Origin of the sequence: Pseudomonas alcaligenes (genome assembly GCF_014490745.1) — a bacterium.
In the GTDB taxonomy this organism is placed as follows: Bacteria; Pseudomonadota; Gammaproteobacteria; order Pseudomonadales; family Pseudomonadaceae; genus Aquipseudomonas; species Aquipseudomonas alcaligenes_C.
In genome coordinates, this window is the sequence record NZ_LZEU01000001.1 from 1396408 (window position 1) to 1412714 (window position 16307).

General features: G+C 67.1%; 17 protein-coding genes. 7 read left to right on the top strand and 10 right to left on the bottom strand.

What is annotated here, in order from left to right:
• The first annotated feature begins 8 nt into the window (after positions 1–8).
• Together nosP and nahK are read left to right on the top strand one after the other, a co-directional pair.
• The gene (nosP, locus tag A9179_RS06265; RefSeq protein ID WP_187804974.1) at positions 9–1172 is read left to right on the top strand and encodes a nitric oxide-sensing protein NosP; all 1164 of its coding nucleotides are present in this window, start codon (positions 9–11) and stop codon (positions 1170–1172) included.
• Positions 1102–3735 (top strand): hybrid sensor histidine kinase/response regulator NahK/ErcS', encoded by a 2634-nt coding sequence (gene nahK / locus A9179_RS06270; protein WP_187804975.1) that lies wholly within the window; start codon positions 1102–1104, stop codon positions 3733–3735. Before nosP ends, nahK begins: the two co-directional genes overlap by 71 nt.
• Before the next feature lie 7 nt (positions 3736–3742).
• On the opposite strand, the gene A9179_RS06275 is transcribed toward nahK, so the two are convergent.
• The 8 genes from A9179_RS06275 to A9179_RS06310 all read right to left on the bottom strand — a co-directional run bounded on the left by A9179_RS06275 (position 3743) and on the right by A9179_RS06310 (position 9983).
• Positions 3743–4576, bottom strand: coding sequence for a DMT family transporter (locus A9179_RS06275; protein WP_394354716.1), 834 nt, complete (start codon positions 4574–4576; stop codon positions 3743–3745).
• Complete coding sequence (locus A9179_RS06280) at positions 4576–5241, bottom strand: response regulator transcription factor (RefSeq protein WP_187804976.1); 666 nt, start codon at positions 5239–5241, stop codon at positions 4576–4578. The genes A9179_RS06275 and A9179_RS06280 overlap by 1 nt, the downstream gene beginning before the upstream one ends.
• Positions 5242–5295: 54 nt before the next feature.
• Positions 5296–5856 carry a PQQ-dependent catabolism-associated CXXCW motif protein gene (locus A9179_RS06285; protein WP_187804977.1) on the bottom strand — a complete coding sequence of 187 codons (561 nt, stop codon included), beginning with the start codon at positions 5854–5856 and terminating at the stop codon, positions 5296–5298.
• A gap of 159 nt (positions 5857–6015) precedes the next feature.
• Positions 6016–6813, bottom strand: a complete 798-nt coding sequence (locus A9179_RS06290) for an ABC transporter permease (RefSeq protein WP_187804978.1) — start codon at positions 6811–6813, stop codon at positions 6016–6018.
• Entirely contained in the window at positions 6810–7541 is a 732-nt protein-coding gene (locus tag A9179_RS06295) for an ABC transporter ATP-binding protein (RefSeq protein WP_187804979.1), read from the bottom strand. Before A9179_RS06295 ends, A9179_RS06290 begins: the two co-directional genes overlap by 4 nt.
• Positions 7538–8503, bottom strand: a complete 966-nt coding sequence (locus A9179_RS06300) for a YVTN family beta-propeller repeat protein (protein ID WP_187804980.1) — start codon at positions 8501–8503, stop codon at positions 7538–7540. Before A9179_RS06300 ends, A9179_RS06295 begins: the two co-directional genes overlap by 4 nt.
• Before the next feature lie 17 nt (positions 8504–8520).
• A complete protein-coding gene (locus tag A9179_RS06305; RefSeq protein ID WP_187804981.1) occupies positions 8521–8787 on the bottom strand; it encodes a hypothetical protein in 267 nt (88 codons plus the stop codon).
• Positions 8784–9983, bottom strand: coding sequence for an ABC transporter substrate-binding protein (locus A9179_RS06310; RefSeq protein ID WP_187804982.1), 1200 nt, complete (start codon positions 9981–9983; stop codon positions 8784–8786). Before A9179_RS06310 ends, A9179_RS06305 begins: the two co-directional genes overlap by 4 nt.
• Before the next feature lie 163 nt (positions 9984–10146).
• Here A9179_RS06310 and A9179_RS22940 point away from each other — a divergent pair, with 163 nt between their 5' ends.
• From A9179_RS22940 to A9179_RS06330, 5 genes are all read left to right on the top strand, one after another.
• Positions 10147–10278, top strand: a complete 132-nt coding sequence (locus tag A9179_RS22940) for a hypothetical protein (protein ID WP_262410539.1) — start codon at positions 10147–10149, stop codon at positions 10276–10278.
• A 168-nt stretch (positions 10279–10446) separates the two neighbouring features.
• On the top strand, positions 10447–10884 hold the full coding sequence (pedF, locus tag A9179_RS06315; protein ID WP_187804983.1) for a cytochrome c-550 PedF: 438 nt from the start codon (positions 10447–10449) through the stop codon (positions 10882–10884).
• A 5-nt stretch (positions 10885–10889) separates the two neighbouring features.
• Positions 10890–11771 carry a substrate-binding periplasmic protein gene (locus A9179_RS06320; protein WP_187804984.1) on the top strand — a complete coding sequence of 294 codons (882 nt, stop codon included), beginning with the start codon at positions 10890–10892 and terminating at the stop codon, positions 11769–11771.
• A 28-nt stretch (positions 11772–11799) separates the two neighbouring features.
• Positions 11800–12546, top strand: coding sequence for a quinoprotein dehydrogenase-associated SoxYZ-like carrier (locus A9179_RS06325; protein WP_187804985.1), 747 nt, complete (start codon positions 11800–11802; stop codon positions 12544–12546).
• On the top strand, positions 12543–13511 hold the full coding sequence (locus tag A9179_RS06330) for a quinoprotein relay system zinc metallohydrolase 1 (RefSeq protein ID WP_187804986.1): 969 nt from the start codon (positions 12543–12545) through the stop codon (positions 13509–13511). Before A9179_RS06325 ends, A9179_RS06330 begins: the two co-directional genes overlap by 4 nt.
• 6 nt (positions 13512–13517) lie before the next feature.
• On the opposite strand, the gene A9179_RS06335 is transcribed toward A9179_RS06330, so the two are convergent.
• Together A9179_RS06335 and A9179_RS06340 are read right to left on the bottom strand one after the other, a co-directional pair.
• Positions 13518–13826, bottom strand: a complete 309-nt coding sequence (locus A9179_RS06335) for a hypothetical protein (protein ID WP_187804987.1) — start codon at positions 13824–13826, stop codon at positions 13518–13520.
• A 101-nt stretch (positions 13827–13927) separates the two neighbouring features.
• Positions 13928–16126, bottom strand: coding sequence for an OsmC domain/YcaO domain-containing protein (locus A9179_RS06340; protein ID WP_187804988.1), 2199 nt, complete (start codon positions 16124–16126; stop codon positions 13928–13930).
• Positions 16127–16307: the final 181 nt, after the last annotated feature.

Genomic DNA, 16307 nt, shown 5'->3' on the forward strand with positions numbered 1-16307 from the left:
GTAGCCCGATGCAGCAACTGCAATCTGCCGGCGTGGTCACGGCCGTGTCCCATGCCCGTGATGCGGAAACGGTGGCCCAGGAGCTGGCGCGGCAACTGATCCACCCGCACCTCGGCTTCGTGCTGTTCTTCTGCTCCGCCGAGTACGACCTGGCCAGCCTGGGCCTGGCGCTGCAGCAGTATTTCGGCGGCATCCGCGTGGTCGGCTGCACCACGGCCGGCGAGATCACCGTGCAGGGCTACGGCCAGGGCTGCATCAGCGCGGTGGGTTTCGATCACCGCAATTTCTCCATTGCCAGCGCACTGATCGACGAGATGGATCGCTTCAACCTGATCGATGCCCAGCAGCTGGTCGAACAGCTGGTGGGCGACTGCCGCGGCAATGCCCTGGCGCCGATCAAGGATCACAGCTTCGCCCTGACCCTGCTCGACGGCCTGTCCAGTCGCGAGGAAGTGGTGTTAGCCGCGCTCAGCGCGGCGCTCGGCGATATTCCGCACTTCGGCGGCTCGGCCGGCGACGACAATCATCTGACCTGCACCCACGTGTACTACGACGGCGCCTTCCACAGCGGCGCGGCGGTGGTGGTGCTGGTCAATACCTGGCTGGACTTCGAGGTATTCACTACCCACCACGTCGAGCCGCGCGGCGAGAAGCTGGTGGTGACCCGCGCCGACTCCGAGTCGCGGCGGGTGCTGGAGCTCAACGCCGCGCCGGCTGCCGAGGAGTACGCGCGGCTGATCGGCGTGCCGCTGGCCGAGCTGGACATGCGCACCTTCGCCGCTCATCCGCTGGCCGTGCGGATCAAGGATCAGTACTACATACGCTCGATCCAGCAGGTCAACGCGGATCGCAGCCTGACCTTCTACTGCGCGGTGGAGAACGGCATCGTCCTCACCGCGATGGAACCGGGCGCGCTGCTGCCCAACCTGCAGCAGCAGTTCCAGCGCCTGCGTGCGCGCCTCGGCCCGCCGCTGCTGACCATCGGCTGCGATTGCGTGCTGCGCCGTCTGGAGCTGACAGGTGGCAGCGGCCTGCAGGAGGTCTCCGCGTTCCTCTGCGAGCAGCGGGTGATCGGCTTCAACACCTACGGGGAGCAGTTCAATGGCATGCATATCAACCAGACCTTTACCGGGGTCGCCATTGGACGTCCCGACCATGGCCAGGGAAGCTGAACTGGAGGCGCGCATCGCCGAGCTGGAGGCGCAGAACGCCCGCCTGCGCACGATCAACGCGGCGCTGATCGAGCGGGTCGAGTCCGGCCATTCGCTGCGCTCCGACGGCTACGCGGCGTTCCAGTATTCGGTGGTACTGGCCGAGCAGGTGCGCGAGCGCACCGACGCGCTGAACCAGACCCTGACCGAGCTGAAGTCCAGCAACCAGCTGCTCAGCGCCGCACGCCAGCGGGCCGAGACGGCGCACCAGCACCTGATCGATGCCATCGAGAGCATTTCCGATGCCTTCGTGCTGTTCGACAAGGAGCAGCGCATCGTCCTGTTCAATAGCCGCTTCAAGGAGTTCTGGTCGCGCACTCGCGCGCGCATCGGCAGCGGTACCCGCCTCAGCGAGATCAAGCGCCTGGCGCAGAGCACCGGGCTGATAGTCGAGGAACAGCGCGGCCGCGGCGACGGGCACATGGTCTACCGCCTGATCAACGGGCGCTGGGTACAGGTCAGCGAGCGCGCCACCCGCGAGGGCGGCCTGGTGATCCTCTACACCGACATCACCGAGCTCAAGCAGAGCGAGACCCAGCGTCGCGAGCAGGCCCTGGCGCAGAAGTCGCGGCTGCTGCAGCGGGCGGTGGACAACCTGTCCCAGGGCGTGGCGATGGTCAACGACGAGGGCCAGCTGGAGCTGTGGAACCATCGCTTCCTGCAGCTTTGCGGCCTGGCGCCGATCGAGGCGCACCGGCCCTTCGCCGAGGTGATGGCCGACAGCGAGCTGCGCCTGCTCACCCCGGACAGCCGCGACGAGCAGGGCGCGCCACTGCACGAGTGCGAGCAGCGCCTGTTCGACGGGCGCATGCTCGAAGTGCGCACCCATCCGCTTCCGGCCGGCGGCTTCGTCAACACCTTCACCGACATCACCGAGCGCTGCCGCCAGGCCGAGGCATTGAGCGAGAGCGAGCGCTGGGTGCGCCTGATCACCGACCAGGTACCGGCGCTGATCGCCTACCTGACCGCCGACCTGGTCTACGAATTCACCAACAAGGTCTACGAGGAGTGGTACCACTGGCCGCGCGGCAGCCTGCTCGGGCGCAACCTGCGCGAGGTGCACAGCGAGGAGCACTGCCGGCGCCTGCAGCCCTACATCGACCGCGCCCTGGACGGCGAGAGCGTCAGCTTCGAGGTCACCGAAACCAACCTCAGCGGCCAGGAGCGCGGCATGCTGCGCTCCTACGTGCCCAACCGCCTGGCCAGTGGCGAGGTGGTCGGCATCTTCGTGCTGATCCGCGATATCACCGAGCGCCGGCGCACCTCCGAGGCCCTGCACCAGGCCTACCAGAACCTCGAGCAGCGGGTGCGTGAGCGCACCGCCGAACTGACCGCGCTGAACAGCCAGCTGCGCCGCGAGATCGATGAACGCAGCCAGGCCGAGGCACGCCTGCGCGAGGCCAAGCGCGAGGCCGAACTGGCCAACCTGTCGAAGACCAAGTTCCTTGCCGCCGTCAGCCACGACCTGCTGCAGCCACTCAACGCCGCGCGGCTGTTCACCAGCGCCCTGCTGGAGCAACAGCAGGCCTCGGGCGGCGGGCTGATCCGCAATATCAGCAATTCGCTGGAAGACGTGGAGAACCTGCTCGGCACCCTGGTGGACATCTCCAAGCTGGACGCCGGGGTGGTCAAGCCGGATATCTCCAGCTTCGCCGTCGGCGACCTGCTCGGCAACCTGGCCGCCGAGTTCCGCCAGCTGGCCGGCAGCGAGGGCCTGGAGTTGCGCTTCGTGCCCAGCTCGGCCTGCGTGCGCAGCGATATCCAGCTGCTTGCGCGGATCCTGCGCAACCTGCTGACCAATGCCATTCGCTACACCGCCAGCGGACGCATCCTGCTCGGTTGCCGGCGCCGCGGGCAGAGCCTGTCGATCGAAGTGTGGGACACCGGCATGGGCATCGCCGAGGACAAGCTCGGCGAGATCTTCCAGGAGTTCAAACGTGGCGATAACCAGTGCCACCAGGATCGCGGCCTGGGCCTGGGCCTGGCCATAGTCGACAAGATCGCGCGCATGCTCGGCCACCGCGTGCGGGTGGCCTCGCGCCTGGGGCAGGGCACCCTGTTCGCCCTCGAGGTGCCGCTGACCCGCCGGGTCAGCCTGCTGCAGCAGCGCCAGGAGGTATTGCCGCTGGCCGGCGAGGCGCTGCAGGGCGCACGTATCTGGGTGCTGGATAACGATGCGGCGATCTGCGCCGGCATGCGCACCCTGCTCGAAGGCTGGGGCTGCCAGGTGGTCACCGCGCTGTCCGAAGACGACCTGGCGCGCCAGGTCGACAACTACCACGCCGGCGCCGACCTGCTGATCGCCGACTACCACCTCGACGACGGCCGCGATGGCGTGCAGGCGGTGACCGCCATCAACGCCCGCCGCGGCGAACCGCTGCCGGCGCTGATGGTCACCGCCAACTACAGCAACGAGCTCAAGCAGAGCCTGCGCGAGCTGGGACATACCCTGCTGCACAAGCCGGTCAAGCCGCTGAAGCTGAAGACCACCCTGAGCCACCTGCTGCTGCAGGGGCGGCGCTAGAGCTGGTTCAGGCCCTGGCCTTGGCCAGCAGGATCAGGGCAATCCCACCCAATACCGCCACTGAGGCGAGCAGCAGGCGCAGGCTGAAGGCTTCGCCCAGCAGCAGGTTGCCGGCCACGGCGGCGATGATGGGGACGCTGAGCTGCACGCTGGCCGCCTGCATGGCGCGCAGATGGGGCAGGGCGGCATACCAGATGGCGTAGCCGATGCCCGAGGCCAGCGCACCGGAGAGGATGGCGTAGAGCGCGCCGAGTCCGTCCCAGCCGAGCTGGTGCCGGTACAGCGCGATGAGGGGCAGCAGGGCCGGCAGGCTGCGCAGGAAGTTGCCGGCGGTGGCGGCCAGTGGGTCGGCGTTGCCGCGCCCGAGCAGCGAGTAGAAGGCCCAGGCCACGCCGGCCAGCACCATCAGGCCGGCAGCCTGGGGTGAAGGTGCGCTGGCGCCGGGCAGCAGGAGAAACAGCAGGCCGCCGAGGGCGCTGGTCAGGCCGAGCAGTTGCAGCGGACGCAGCCGTTCGCCGTGCAGCCAGCCATAGCCGAGCATGCTGGCCTGCACCGCGCCGAACAGGATCAGTGCGCCGCTGCCGGCATCCAGCTCGACGTAGGCAAAGGAGAAACCGGCGGCGTAGCCGAACAGCGCCAGGGCCGAGCGCCAGTCGCCACGCAGCGGCCCCTGGCGGCGCAGCAGAACCAGCAGGGCCAGCACCAGGGCGCCGGAGCACAGGCGGATGGCGGTGAAGCTGGCCGGGTCGAGGGCGCTGTCACGCAGGGCCGCGCGGCACAGCAGGGAGTTGCCGGCAAAGGCCAGCATGGCCAGTGCCGTGAGCACTACGACACGCAGCATCAGCGGCGCAGGTAGGCAGCGAAGTCGATGTCACCGGCGCTGAGGATCGCCTGCACCCGGTTGTGCACATTGAGTTTGCGCAGGATTGCCGAGACATGCGCCTTGACCGTGGTCTCGGCGATATCCAGGTTGTAGGCGATCTGCTTGTTCGACTCGCCCTTGGTCATCCGCTCCAGCACCAACAGCTGCTTGCGGGTCAGCGCCTGCAGCAGTTCCGGGGGGATGCTCGGCTCGTCGTGGCCGTGGCGGCGCGGGCTGCTCTTCTGCGTGCGGATGATGTCGGAAGGCAGGTAGACGTTGCCGTTGAGGATCTGCTCGATGGCCTCGGTCATCTGCGCGCGCGGCGAGGACTTGGTGATGAAGCCGACGGCGCCGTAAGTGATGGCCTGCAGCACGATCTGCTTGTCCTGCTCGGCTGAGACGATCACCACCGGGATGGTCGGCGCCTCGTTGCGCAGGTTGATCAGGCCGTTGAGGCCGTGCATGCCGGGCATGTTCAGGTCGAGCAGAATCAGGTCGAGGTCGTCATGCTCCTGGGTCAGTTCCAGGGTGCTGTCGAGATCGGCGGTCTCCATCACCGCGCTGCCGGGGAAACCATCGCTGACCACGTTGTGGATGGCCTCGCGAAACAGCGGGTGATCGTCGGCGATGAGGATCTTGTACATGGCCTTTAGACCTCGTTCTTATGATGGTTGTGCAGGCTGCCCGAGGGCGTCTGCTCACGGCAGTGCAACAGGCTCGGCGGGGTTTAGCGGCAGGCCGGCCTGTTGCCAGGCATCGATACCGTCACGGTACCAGTAGAGGTTGCTGTAGCCCAGCGCACGGGCGCGTTTGACCGCGTTCCACGATAGCCAGCAGTCGGATTTGCAGTAGAACACCAGGGCGAGGTTGCTGCGCTGGTCGCTGGCGCGCGCCAGGTTGTCGGCGAAGTAATCCCGCCACAGCGGCTCCAGGTTGCCGTCGCCGGTGTTGGCCAGCCAGATACTGCCGGGCAGGTTGGCGTGTGGCGGCTGGTCGGGGACAAAGCGCTGGTTGAGCCATTGCTGGCGGAACACATCGACCAGCACGGCTTCCGGGTGCTCGTGCAGCAGACGCAGCAGGGCGGCGGTATCCAACGTGCGGGCACCCTCGGCGCTGGCCGGGGTGGGGCTGCGGTACTGGCTCTGGCGATAGCCCTCGGCGTTGAACAACGCTTCCGGTTCGGCCATGGCCGGGCCGTGCAGCAGGCACAGGGCGAGCAGGGGTGGGGGCAGCAAGGTGGTGAGGATCGACTTCCGCATGGCAGGCTCCCGGGTCGATTTTATTGCCTCATTAGAGCCACAGCGCCCTACTTGTGGGAATGCTACGTTGGGGAGGGAAAACTAAGACCTAAGTACTGGTTTTGCCTCCCGCAGCCTGTTGCGGATTGCCCGTAGAGCGTATGGCGCAGCCTAGGCAGCCTAGGCAGCGTTGCGGCGCAGGGCGGCATGCTGTGGGTTGAAACTGAGCACGGCGAGCACGCCGAACAGCAGGGTCAGGCCCAGGCAGACCGCAGCGGCCAGCAGATTGCAGCGCAGGTAGAGGGCGTAGCGCACCAGCTCCACGGCATGGCTGAACGGGTTGAGCGCACACAGCCAGTACAGCCACTCGCTGGCCTCGCGCATCTTCCACAGCGGGTAGAGCGCCGAGGACAGGAAGAACAGCGGGAAGATCACGAAATTCATCACCCCGGCGAAGTTCTCCAGCTGGCGGATGCCGTTGGACAGCAGCAGGCCCAGGGCCGCCAGCAGCAGCGCCACCAGCAGCAACGCCGGTAGTGCGGCGAGCAGGCCCCAGGCCGGCGGCTGCACGCCATAGAGCCAGGCCACGGCGAGGAAGGCATACACCTGCAGCAGGGCGACCAGCGCCGTGGCCAGCAGCTTGCAGGCCAGCAGGAAGGCGCGTGGCAGCGGGCTGGTCAGCAGCACGCGCATGCTGCCCATCTCGCGGTCGTAGACCATCGCCAGCGAGCCCTGCATGCCGCTGAACAGCAGGATCATGCAGGCCAGGCCGGGGACTATGTAGGTCTCATAGGTGATGTAGGTGTCGTAGGGGGCGATGATGGCGATGCCCAGGGCGGCGCGGAAACCGGCGGCAAATACCAGCAGCCACAGCAACGGGCGCACCAGGGCGCTGAACAGGCGGGTGCGCTGCTGGATGAAGCGCAGCCACTCGCGCAGCAGGATGCCGCGCAGGCATTCGCCGTAGGCGCTGTTCATGCGCTGGCTCCCGTACCGGTAAGGCGGGCGAAGGTCGCGGCCAGGTCATGTTCGCTGGCGCTCAGCTGGGCGGCATTGCCCTGGGCCACCAGGCGCCCGCGGCTGAGGATCAGCAGGTCGTCGTCGGCCGCCACTTCGTCGAGCAGGTGGGTAGTCCACAGCACCGCCAGACCGTCGTCGCGGCACAATTGGCGCACGTGGCTGTTTAGCGCCGCGCGGCTGGCCGGGTCGAGGCCGCTGCTGGCCTCGTCGAGCAGCAGCAGGCGCGGGCGATGGAGCAGGGCGCGGGCGATCTCCACGCGCCGGCGATGGCCGCCGTTGAGCAGGCGCACCTTGTCATGGCGGCGCTCGCTGAGCTCCTGGCGGGCCAGTTCCTGCTCGATCCGCGTTTGCGCCAGTTGCCGCGGCAAGCCGTGCAGGGCGGCGTGGTAGCGCAGGTTCTGCTCGACGCTGAGGTCGAGATCCAGGGTGCTCTGCTGGAACACCACGCCGAGCTGGCGCAGTACCTCGCGCGGCTGGCGGCGCAGGCTGTGGCCGTGTACCCGGATATCGCCGCGCTGCAGGTGGTAGAGGCGGGTAAGCAGGGCGATCAGGGTCGACTTGCCGGCGCCGTTGGGGCCGAGCAGGGCGGTAAAGCGCCCGGCACCGCAGGCGAAACCGATGCCGTCGAGGGCCTGGCGCGGGCCGTAGGCAAAGGCCAGGTCGGCGACTTCCAGGGCGGCGCTCATGGCGTGACCACCACGCCCCAGGGGTAGCGGCCGACCTTGATCGACTTGCTGACCTTGAGGCTGTCGACGTCGATCACCGAGACATCGCCGCTGATCCCGTTGGTGGCCAGCAGCAGTTTCTCGTCGGGACTGAAGGCCAGGTGCCAGACACGGCGGCCCACCAGCAGGTAGGCGAGCACCTCGTAGCTGTGGGCATCGACCACCGCCACATGGTTGGCCGGGCCTAGGGCGACGAAGGCGTACTTGCCATCGCGGCTCAGCTTGACCCCGACCGGCTGCACCTTGTCCGGGTGCACGCCCTTGATCTTGAAGCCGATCACCTTGAGCGGCTGGCGCGTGGCGACATCCACCACGGTGACGGTGCCGCCGATTTCCGCGCTGGCCCACAGCTGCTTGCCGTCCTGGCTGAACTCGACATGGCGCGGGCGCTGGTCGACCAGGGTGCTGTCCACCAGGCTCTGCGTGGCGGTGTCGATCCAGTGCAGCATGTTGGTGGTTTCGCTGGTGTTGACCGCCCAGCGGCCGTCCGGGCTGACGGCCATGCCTTCGGGCTCGACGCCAACGTCGATCTGGCCGAGCACCTTGTCGTCCACTGTGTCGACCACGGTGACCAGCGCATCGTCCTCGTTGGAGATGTACAGCCAGCGGTCGTTGGGGTGCAGGGCGAACTGCTCGGGGTCGGCGCCGGAGGGCAGGTTCTTGATGATCCGCCGGCTGGCCAGATCCATCACCTGCACGGTGTTGGAGTCGCTGGCGCAGATGTACAGCAGCTGGTTGTCGCGCGACAGCGCCAGGCCGCGCGGGCGCTCGCCGACCGCCAGGGTCTCGGTGACCTGCAGGGTGGCCAGGTCGATCACGCTGATGCTGTTGTCCTTCTCGTTGGAGACGTAGGCAGTGGCGGCGTGAACCGGGCCGGCGAGCAGGGCGCTGGCGAACAGGGTGGCAAGCGGGAAACGGGGCATGGCGGCAATCCTTCGGGTCATGGGCGGGAGGGCGGAGTGCCCGGTTCAGCGGCGCTGCGCGCCAGCAGTTGCGCGGCTTGCCGGTCATTCCAGGCATTGGCGCAGTCCTCCAGGCGCGCCTGGCGATCCTCGCCCCGCGCAGCGGCCAGGCGGGCGTACAGGCAGGGCAGGCGCTGGCTGCTGACCAGGTAGGCGCTGCGCAGGGGCTGCTCCGGCGGCGGCAGGCTGACCGCCACGCCGCCGCCGAGCAGGGCCGGCAGCAGGCCGGCGAGAAGCAGTTTCACAGCGCCGCCTCGGCCAGGTGGCAGCGGCTTTCCGGCTGGTCGTAGCCGAGGGTGTCGAGTTCGCTGAACGGGTGCAGGAAGCCATCCTGGGGCGAGGTGGTGACCAGTGCGCGCGGCTGCACCACGGGAATCGGCTGGCGCAGCTGGCCGTCCCAGCTGCGGTAGCTCAGCTTGCGACCCTTGAAACCGTCGATCGGCAGGTCGGCGGACAGCGCCAGGTTGCGGATTTGCGCGGCATCGCCGTTGCGCAGGCGGGTGACCGCCGTGGCGATGCTGCGCACGGCGATCCAGGCGGCGAAGTCGCGGTCGTTCATCCAGCGCCCGGCCAGGGCCTCGAAGCGCTTCTGCAGCTGCGCCGCGCCGTAGGTTTCCACCGTCTTGTGCCAGCCGGTGGGCACCAGGCCCTGGGTGCCGGCCACCGGGCGCGGGTACCAGGTCTGGTAGGGCACGTACTCGCCGAAGTCGCCACGCTCATCGGCCACCAGCACCACGTCGTATTCCTCGGTCTGGGTGAACAGCGGCATCTCGGCCTGGGCGCTGCGGCGCTGGTCATTGTCGAAGCTCCACGGCTTCTCGGCGACGATGCGCAGGTCAAAGCGCTTGGCCGCGCGGCGCAGGGCGGCGGCGTACAGCTGGTCGTCCGGCGTCTGGCCGACGATCAGCAGCAGGCGCGACCACTGGCGCAGGGCGAGGAACTGCAGCAGGGCGTCGGCCAGCATGGCGCGGTTGGGCAGGCTGTGCAGCACATTGGCCAGGCAGGCCTCGCTGCGCAGGCTGTCGTCGGCGCTGCCGGCATTGAACAGCAGGCTGTCCGGCAGGGCGGCGGAAAGAGCACGCAACTGCTCGGCCGGGGTGTTGACCACGAACAGGCGCAGCCCTTGCTGGTGCAGGCGCTGCGCCTCGGCCAGCAACTGCTCGGGGCTGGCGGCCGCGACGCTCTGCAGGCTGTAGCTGTGCTGGAGGAAACGCCCGGTGCTGTTGCTGTCGATGATCGCCAGCTCGGCGCCGCGCCGGCCGGCATCCTCCGGTTCGGGGATGACGTTGGACAGCAGCGGGCCACGCGCCTGTTGCCAGCTCAGGTAGGCGATCTGCACCTGCAACGCCTGCGCCTCGGCGGCCTGGCTCTGGGTGGCGACCAGGGCGGCGCTGGCGAGGGCGCACAGGTAGACCAGGGCATAGGTGACGAGCTGGCGCATGGCAGGGACTCCGCGAGGGGTGTCGCCAGCATAGGAACAGAGCCTCAGGCCGCGAAATATGCAGAAAGTAGCGAGCGGGCGGTACCAAGGTAGTAGGTCGCGCGGCGGGGCGAGCCCCTAGCATGGCGGGCGAGCCTACCCCTGCCGGAGCTGCATCGCCGCCATGCGCACCCTCAAGACCCTGGTTCTGCCGCTGCTGCTGATCGCCAGCATGATCGGTTTCGACAGCCTGCGCCTGGCCGGCGAACGGCTGCTCGGCGCAGTGGCCGGGGTGGCGGTGTTCGACCGCCGCTAGGCCGCCAGGGCCCGTGGCGCGCGGTGCGCACCGCAAGAGCTAGTACCAAGGGAGGAGGGGCTGGCCACCAAAGCAGCATTCTGCGGGGCATGGCTGCTTCCTACCATGGGGCCAAGGCGCTCGTAGCGGGTGCCTGCCTTGCTCAGCAACTCGAAGAGGTTGGAAGTCATGAACAACAAGAACGCATTGCATGCCCTGCTGGTCTGGGCCGGTTTGGGCTTTTCCGCCCTGGCCATGGCCCATGGCGATGTCACCCCGCAAGCGGTCAATACCGAAGGTCTGGAGCAACTGGGCAAGGAGTGGCGTGACGAGAACCCCTACCGCGCGCCGTATGCCAACAACAAGCAGGCGATCGAGATCGGCACCTCGGCCTACACCCAGAACTGCGCCCGCTGCCACGGCCTGGAGGCGATCTCCGGCGGTATCGCACCGGATCTGCGCATGCTCGATCCGGGCATCGAGGGTGACGAGTGGTTCAAGGAGCGGGTAATCAACGGTGCGGTACGCGACGGTGCGGTGTACATGCCGAAAATGGCTGACTACATCAGCCAGGAAGGCCTCTGGGCGATCCGTACCTACCTGGAAAGCCTGCACGTGGAAGAGTGACCGCCATGCGCCTGCTCACGCTGTTGTGTGCCCTGCTGCTGTGCTGCGCCCAGAGCCAGGCGCAGGTGCGCACCTACGATGACATGCTCGCCTCGGGCGTGCTCAAGGTGGCGGTCTACGAGAACTTTCCGCCCTACAGCTTCGTGCGGGATGGTGAGGCGCGCGGCGTCGATGTCGACCTGGCGCGGCGTCTGGCCGAAGGGCTGGGGCTCAAGGCCGAGCTGCTCTGGGTCAGCCCCGGCGAGAAGCTCGACGATGACCTGCGCAACTTCATCTGGAAGGGCCATTACCTGCGCCCCGGGGTGCTTGCCGACGTGATGCTGCGGGTGCCTTACGACCGCGAGTACTCCAACCGGCGCAACGATGTCGGCGAGCTGGCCAACGAGCAGGTGGTGATGTTCGGCCCCTATCAGCGCGAGCGCTGGCAGGTGGTGCACGACACCCGCCGGCTGCCGCAGGTCGACACCATCGGCGTGTTCCAGTACCACCGCATCGGCGTGGAGCTGGACAGCGTGCCGTCGTTCTACCTGACCTCGGTGCTGGGTGGCCGCCTGAGCGCGAAGACCGAGCATTTCCCCAGCACCCTGGCGGCCTTTGCCGCGATGCAGGCGGGGCAGGTGGATGCGGTGATGGCCCTGCGCGGCGAGCTGGACTGGCTGTGCTTCGAGGCCGGAGATGCGCAGCTGCACAAGGCCGACAACGCCTACCCCAACCTCGGCCAGCCGGCCTGGGATATCGGCATGGCGGTACACGAGAGCAATCGCCAGCTGTCCAACGCGCTCGACGGCCAGCTCGAGGAGCTGATCCGCGGTGGCGAGATGGCAGCGCTGTATGGCCGCTACGGCCTGCACTACGAGTTGCCGGGGTTGTACCAGGACGTGGAGTAGGCGGCCGGCATACCGGCAGGGAGGCGTGATGCACAGACGTGGAGTGCTCGGTGGCCTGTTCGGCCTGCCGCTGCTGGCCTGGGGCGCAACGCGCGACCCGATGCCTTCGGTGATGTGGGATTACCACCGGCTGCGCCTGCTCGGCGACGGGCCCTTCGTGTTCGACGAGCGGGTGCGGGTCAACGTGCCGCCCTTCGCCGAAGATTCGCGACAGGTGCCGGTGGAAGTCGATGCGCGGGCCTTGCCCGGCGGCTTCAGTCGCCTGCTGCTGTGGGCCGAACTGAACCCCATTCCTCATGTGCTCAGCCTGTACCCGAGCGCCGAGCTGCTACCCGTGCTGGCGGTGCGTATCCGCATCGAACAGGCCACGCCGATCCGTGCTGCGCTGCTCGGCGAGGATGGCGTCTGGCATGTCGGCTCGGCCTGGATCGACGCTGCCGGTGGTGGCTGCACCGCGCCCAGCGTGGTGCGCGCCCAGCCCGGCTGGGAGGAGCGCCTGGGGCAGATCCATGCCGGCCGTTTCGAGCGTGCCGGCAACCAGCGCCTGCGCCTGCAGGTGGCGCACCCGATGGACAATGGCCTGATCGGCGGCGTGCCCGAGTTCTACCTCGACCGTGCCGAATTGCGCAGCGCGGACGGCGAGGTACTGGCGCGCCTCGATCTGTTCCCGGCGGTCAGCGAGAACCCCACCCTGACCCTGGAGGTGCATGGCCATCGCGACCTGCAGCTGTGGCTGCACGACAACAACGGCAACGAATTCCTGGCGGCGCTATGACTTCTCGCGAACTGTTCGGCCCGTCGCGCCTGGGCGGCTGTCTCGCCCTGCTGCTGGTGCTCGTCGCCCCACTGGCGCGCGCCGAGCTCGCCTATCACCTGCAGCCGCGACAGATCGCCCGCGACACCTGGCTGGTGGAGGGCAGCACGGAAAACTTCGCGCAGAGCAACGGCGGCAATATCGTCAACGTCGCCTTTATCGCCACCAGCGCTGGCGTGCTGGTGATCGACAGTGGCCCCTCCAAACGCTATGGCGAGGCCCTGCGCCAGGCGATTGCCGCCACCACCCAGCAGCCGGTCAAGCTGCTGATGCTGACCCACCACCATCCGGATCATGTGCTGGGCAACCAGGCCTTCGCCGATGTGCCTATCGCTGCCCTGGCTGGCACCCGCCAGTTGCTCGAGGAGCAGGGCAACGCCATGGCGGAGAACATGTACCGCCTGGTTGGCGACTGGATGCGCGGCACCGAAGTGCTGCTGCCCAACCAGACCCTGGAGGACGGCAGTTTGCAGTTTGGCGATCACCACCTGCGCCTGCTGGCCCTGCGCGGCCATACCGGCGCCGACCTGGCGATCTACGACGAGAGCAGCGGGGTGCTGTTCGCCGGCGACCTGGTGTTCTACCAGCGCGCCCTGACCACGCCGAACAGTCCAGGGCTGGATGTGTGGCAGGCCGATATCGAGCAGCTGCAGGCGCTGCCCTGGACGCTGATCGTCCCCGGCCACGGCCCGCTCGCCCGCGACCGCCAGCCCTTGATGCAGATGCGCGACTACCTCGGCTGGCTCGACCAGCTGCTGCGCGATGGGGCGGCACAGGGCGCGGACATGAACGACCTGCTGCGCGCGCCGATCCCCGAGCGCTTCAGCAGTATCAGCCTGACCCGCTACGAGCTGACCCGCAGCATCAGCCACCTGTATCCCAAGTACGAGCAGCAGGGCTGGCGGCGGGTGGATCAGCAGAAGTAGGTTGCTTCAGACCGGCTCGTCGGCTTCTGGCGATACCTGGGATTTGTCCTTGAGCAGTAGCAGGATAAGCAGGCCAATGATGCTGAGGAACGGTAGCAGCACGCCGAGCCAGCCGGAGCGGCCCTTGGACTTGGCATAGGCCCAGAACATCAGCAGTACCGACAGGCTGGTCAGGTACATCAATGCATGCGGCGCACCGCCGGGGCCCCAGACATTGCCGTTGAGTGAGCCTTGTCCCAGGTAGGTGATGGCCGCGAAGGACAGGAGGGTGCCGCACAGGGCGGCGTTGGCGATATTGCGGTAGGCGCGGATCATGCAGGACTTCCTTGCTCGGGCTGAAGGGGGTTAGTGCAGTGCGTAGGGCGGGTGAAACCCGCGTGTCGATGCGCGGGTTGTTCTCTCCCTGAATGGCACGATCAGCGGGCCGCCGCTTTGGCCCGAGCTGCGTGCAGCTTCTTGTAGCTGTCGATCAGGCGCAGGTGCTTGTCGAGGCCTTCCAGTTTCATGCTGGTCGGCGTCAGGCCATGGAAGCGCACGCTGCCGTCCACCGAGCCGATCGCCGCGTCCATCCGCTCGTTGCCGAACATGCGGCGGAAGTTGGTCTCGTAGTCGGCCAGCTCCAGCTCGTCGTCCAGTTGCACTTCCAGCACCGCGTTCACTGCCTGGTAGAACAGGCCGCGCTCGACGGTGTTGTCGTTGTACTGCAGGAACATCTCCACCAGCTCCTTGGACTCGTCGTATTTCTTCAGCGCCAGGTGGATCAGCAGCTTCAGCTCGAGAATGGTCAACTGGCCCCACACCGTGTTGTCGTCGAACTCGATGCCGATCAGCGTGGCGATAGTGGTGTAGTCATCGACCTCGCTGTTCTCCAGGTTGCGCAGCAGGGATTTCAGACCGCGGTTGTCCAGGCTGTGCAGGTTGAGGATGTCGGCGCGGAACAGCAGGGCCTTGTTGGTGTTGTCCCAGACCAGGTCTTCCACCGGATAGATCTCCGAGTAACCGGGCACCAGGATGCGGCAGGCATTGGCACCGAGGTCGTCGTAGGTCGCTACGTACACTTCCTTGCCGAGATCCTCGAGGATGCCGAACAGGGTGGCGGCTTCCTGGCTGTTGGAGTCTTCACCCTGGCCGGAGAAGTCCCACTCGACGAATTCGTAGTCGGCCTTGGCGCTGAAGAAGCGCCACGACACCACGCCGCTGGAGTCGATGAAGTGCTCGACGAAGTTGTTCGGTTCGGTCAGCGCCAGGCTGTCGAAGGTCGGCTGCGGCAAGTCGTTGAGGCCCTCGAAGCTGCGGCCCTGGAGCAGCTCGGTGAGGCTGCGCTCCAGCGCCACCTCGAAGCTGGGGTGCGCGCCGAACGAGGCGAACACGCCGCCGGTGCGCGGGTTCATCAGGGTCACGCACATCACCGGGAATTCGCCGCCCAGCGAGGCATCCTTGACCAGCACCGGGAAGCCCTGGGCTTCCAGACCCTGGATGCCGGCGACGATGCCGGGGTACTTGGCCAGCACCTCCTGCGGCACGTCCGGTAGGGCCAGTTCCTCTTCGAGAATCTCGCGCTTGACCGCGCGCTCGAAGATTTCCGACAGGCACTGCACCTGCGCTTCGGCCAGGGTGTTGCCGGCGCTCATGCCGTTACTGAGGTAGAGGTTTTCGATCAGGTTGCTGGGGAAGTACACCACCTCGCCGTCGGACTGGCGCACGAACGGCAGCGAGCAGATGCCGCGCGCCTTGTTGCCGGAGTTGGTGTCGTACAGGTGCGAGCCGCGCAGCTCGCCCTCCGGGTTGTAGATGGCCAGGCAATGCTCGTCGAGGATTTCCTCCGGCAGCGCGTCCTTCGGCCCCGGCTTGAACCACTGCTCGTTGGGGTAGTGGACGAAGTCGGCATTGGCGATCTCCTCGCCCCAGAACTGGTCGTTGTAGAAGAAGTTGCAGTTCAGTCGCTCGATGAACTCGCCCAGCGCCGAGGCCAGCGCACTTTCCTTGGTCGCGCCCTTGCCGTTGGTGAAGCACAGCGGCGACTGCGCATCGCGGATATGCAGCGACCAGACGTTGGGCACGATATTGCGCCAGGAGGCGATCTCGATCTTCATGCCCAGGCCGGCGAGGATGGCCGACATGTTGGCGATGGTTTCTTCGAGGGGCAGATCCTTGCCGAGGATGCGCGTGCCTTCGCCTTCGGTCAGCGCCGGCATCAGCAGGGCCTGGGCATCGGCGTCGAGGTTGTCGACCTCCTCGATGATGAAGTCGGGGCCGGTCTGCACCACCTTCTTCACCGTGCAGCGGTCGATGGAGCGCAGGATGCCCAGGCGATCCTTGTCGGAGATGTCCGCCGGCAGCTCGACCTGGATCTTGAAGATCTGCTTGTAGCGGTCTTCCGGGTCGACGATGTTGTTCTGCGACAGGCGGATGTTTTCCGTGGGGATATTGCGCGTTTGGCAGTACAGCTTGACGAAGTAGGCCGCACACAGCGCCGAGGACGCCAGGAAATAGTCGAACGGCCCCGGTGCCGAGCCATCGCCCTTGTAGCGGATGGGCTGGTCGGCGATCACCGTGAAGTCATCGAACTTGGCTTCGAGACGGAGGTTGTCGAGAAAGTTGACCTTGATTTCCATGGGGCAGTACCGGCGCGCGAAACAAAATGGCCGCCATTATCCGGGTTTTCCGGGGAAAGTCCTGCCCGAACCTGCGAGCGGTCATGTGGCTGGTGGCAAGGTACGGGCGCGAGGGTGGGTGGCAATCGGGCGCCAGAGCTCTGCGTAGGGCGCGCACGGCGCACCCTACAAAGGCGGGGCG

Coding starts and splice junctions, on each gene's coding strand:
- nosP (WP_187804974.1), top strand. CDS start 9: ATGCAGCAACTGCAATCTGCCGGCGTGGTCACGGCCGTGTCCCATGCC.
- nahK (WP_187804975.1), top strand. CDS start 1,102: ATGGCATGCATATCAACCAGACCTTTACCGGGGTCGCCATTGGACGTC.
- A9179_RS06275 (WP_394354716.1), bottom strand. CDS start 4,576: ATGCTGCGTGTCGTAGTGCTCACGGCACTGGCCATGCTGGCCTTTGCC.
- A9179_RS06280 (WP_187804976.1), bottom strand. CDS start 5,241: ATGTACAAGATCCTCATCGCCGACGATCACCCGCTGTTTCGCGAGGCC.
- A9179_RS06285 (WP_187804977.1), bottom strand. CDS start 5,856: ATGCGGAAGTCGATCCTCACCACCTTGCTGCCCCCACCCCTGCTCGCC.
- A9179_RS06290 (WP_187804978.1), bottom strand. CDS start 6,813: ATGAACAGCGCCTACGGCGAATGCCTGCGCGGCATCCTGCTGCGCGAG.
- A9179_RS06295 (WP_187804979.1), bottom strand. CDS start 7,541: ATGAGCGCCGCCCTGGAAGTCGCCGACCTGGCCTTTGCCTACGGCCCG.
- A9179_RS06300 (WP_187804980.1), bottom strand. CDS start 8,503: ATGCCCCGTTTCCCGCTTGCCACCCTGTTCGCCAGCGCCCTGCTCGCC.
- A9179_RS06310 (WP_187804982.1), bottom strand. CDS start 9,983: ATGCGCCAGCTCGTCACCTATGCCCTGGTCTACCTGTGCGCCCTCGCC.
- A9179_RS22940 (WP_262410539.1), top strand. CDS start 10,147: ATGCGCACCCTCAAGACCCTGGTTCTGCCGCTGCTGCTGATCGCCAGC.
- pedF (WP_187804983.1), top strand. CDS start 10,447: ATGAACAACAAGAACGCATTGCATGCCCTGCTGGTCTGGGCCGGTTTG.
- A9179_RS06320 (WP_187804984.1), top strand. CDS start 10,890: ATGCGCCTGCTCACGCTGTTGTGTGCCCTGCTGCTGTGCTGCGCCCAG.
- A9179_RS06325 (WP_187804985.1), top strand. CDS start 11,800: ATGCACAGACGTGGAGTGCTCGGTGGCCTGTTCGGCCTGCCGCTGCTG.
- A9179_RS06330 (WP_187804986.1), top strand. CDS start 12,543: ATGACTTCTCGCGAACTGTTCGGCCCGTCGCGCCTGGGCGGCTGTCTC.
- A9179_RS06335 (WP_187804987.1), bottom strand. CDS start 13,826: ATGATCCGCGCCTACCGCAATATCGCCAACGCCGCCCTGTGCGGCACC.
- A9179_RS06340 (WP_187804988.1), bottom strand. CDS start 16,126: ATGGAAATCAAGGTCAACTTTCTCGACAACCTCCGTCTCGAAGCCAAG.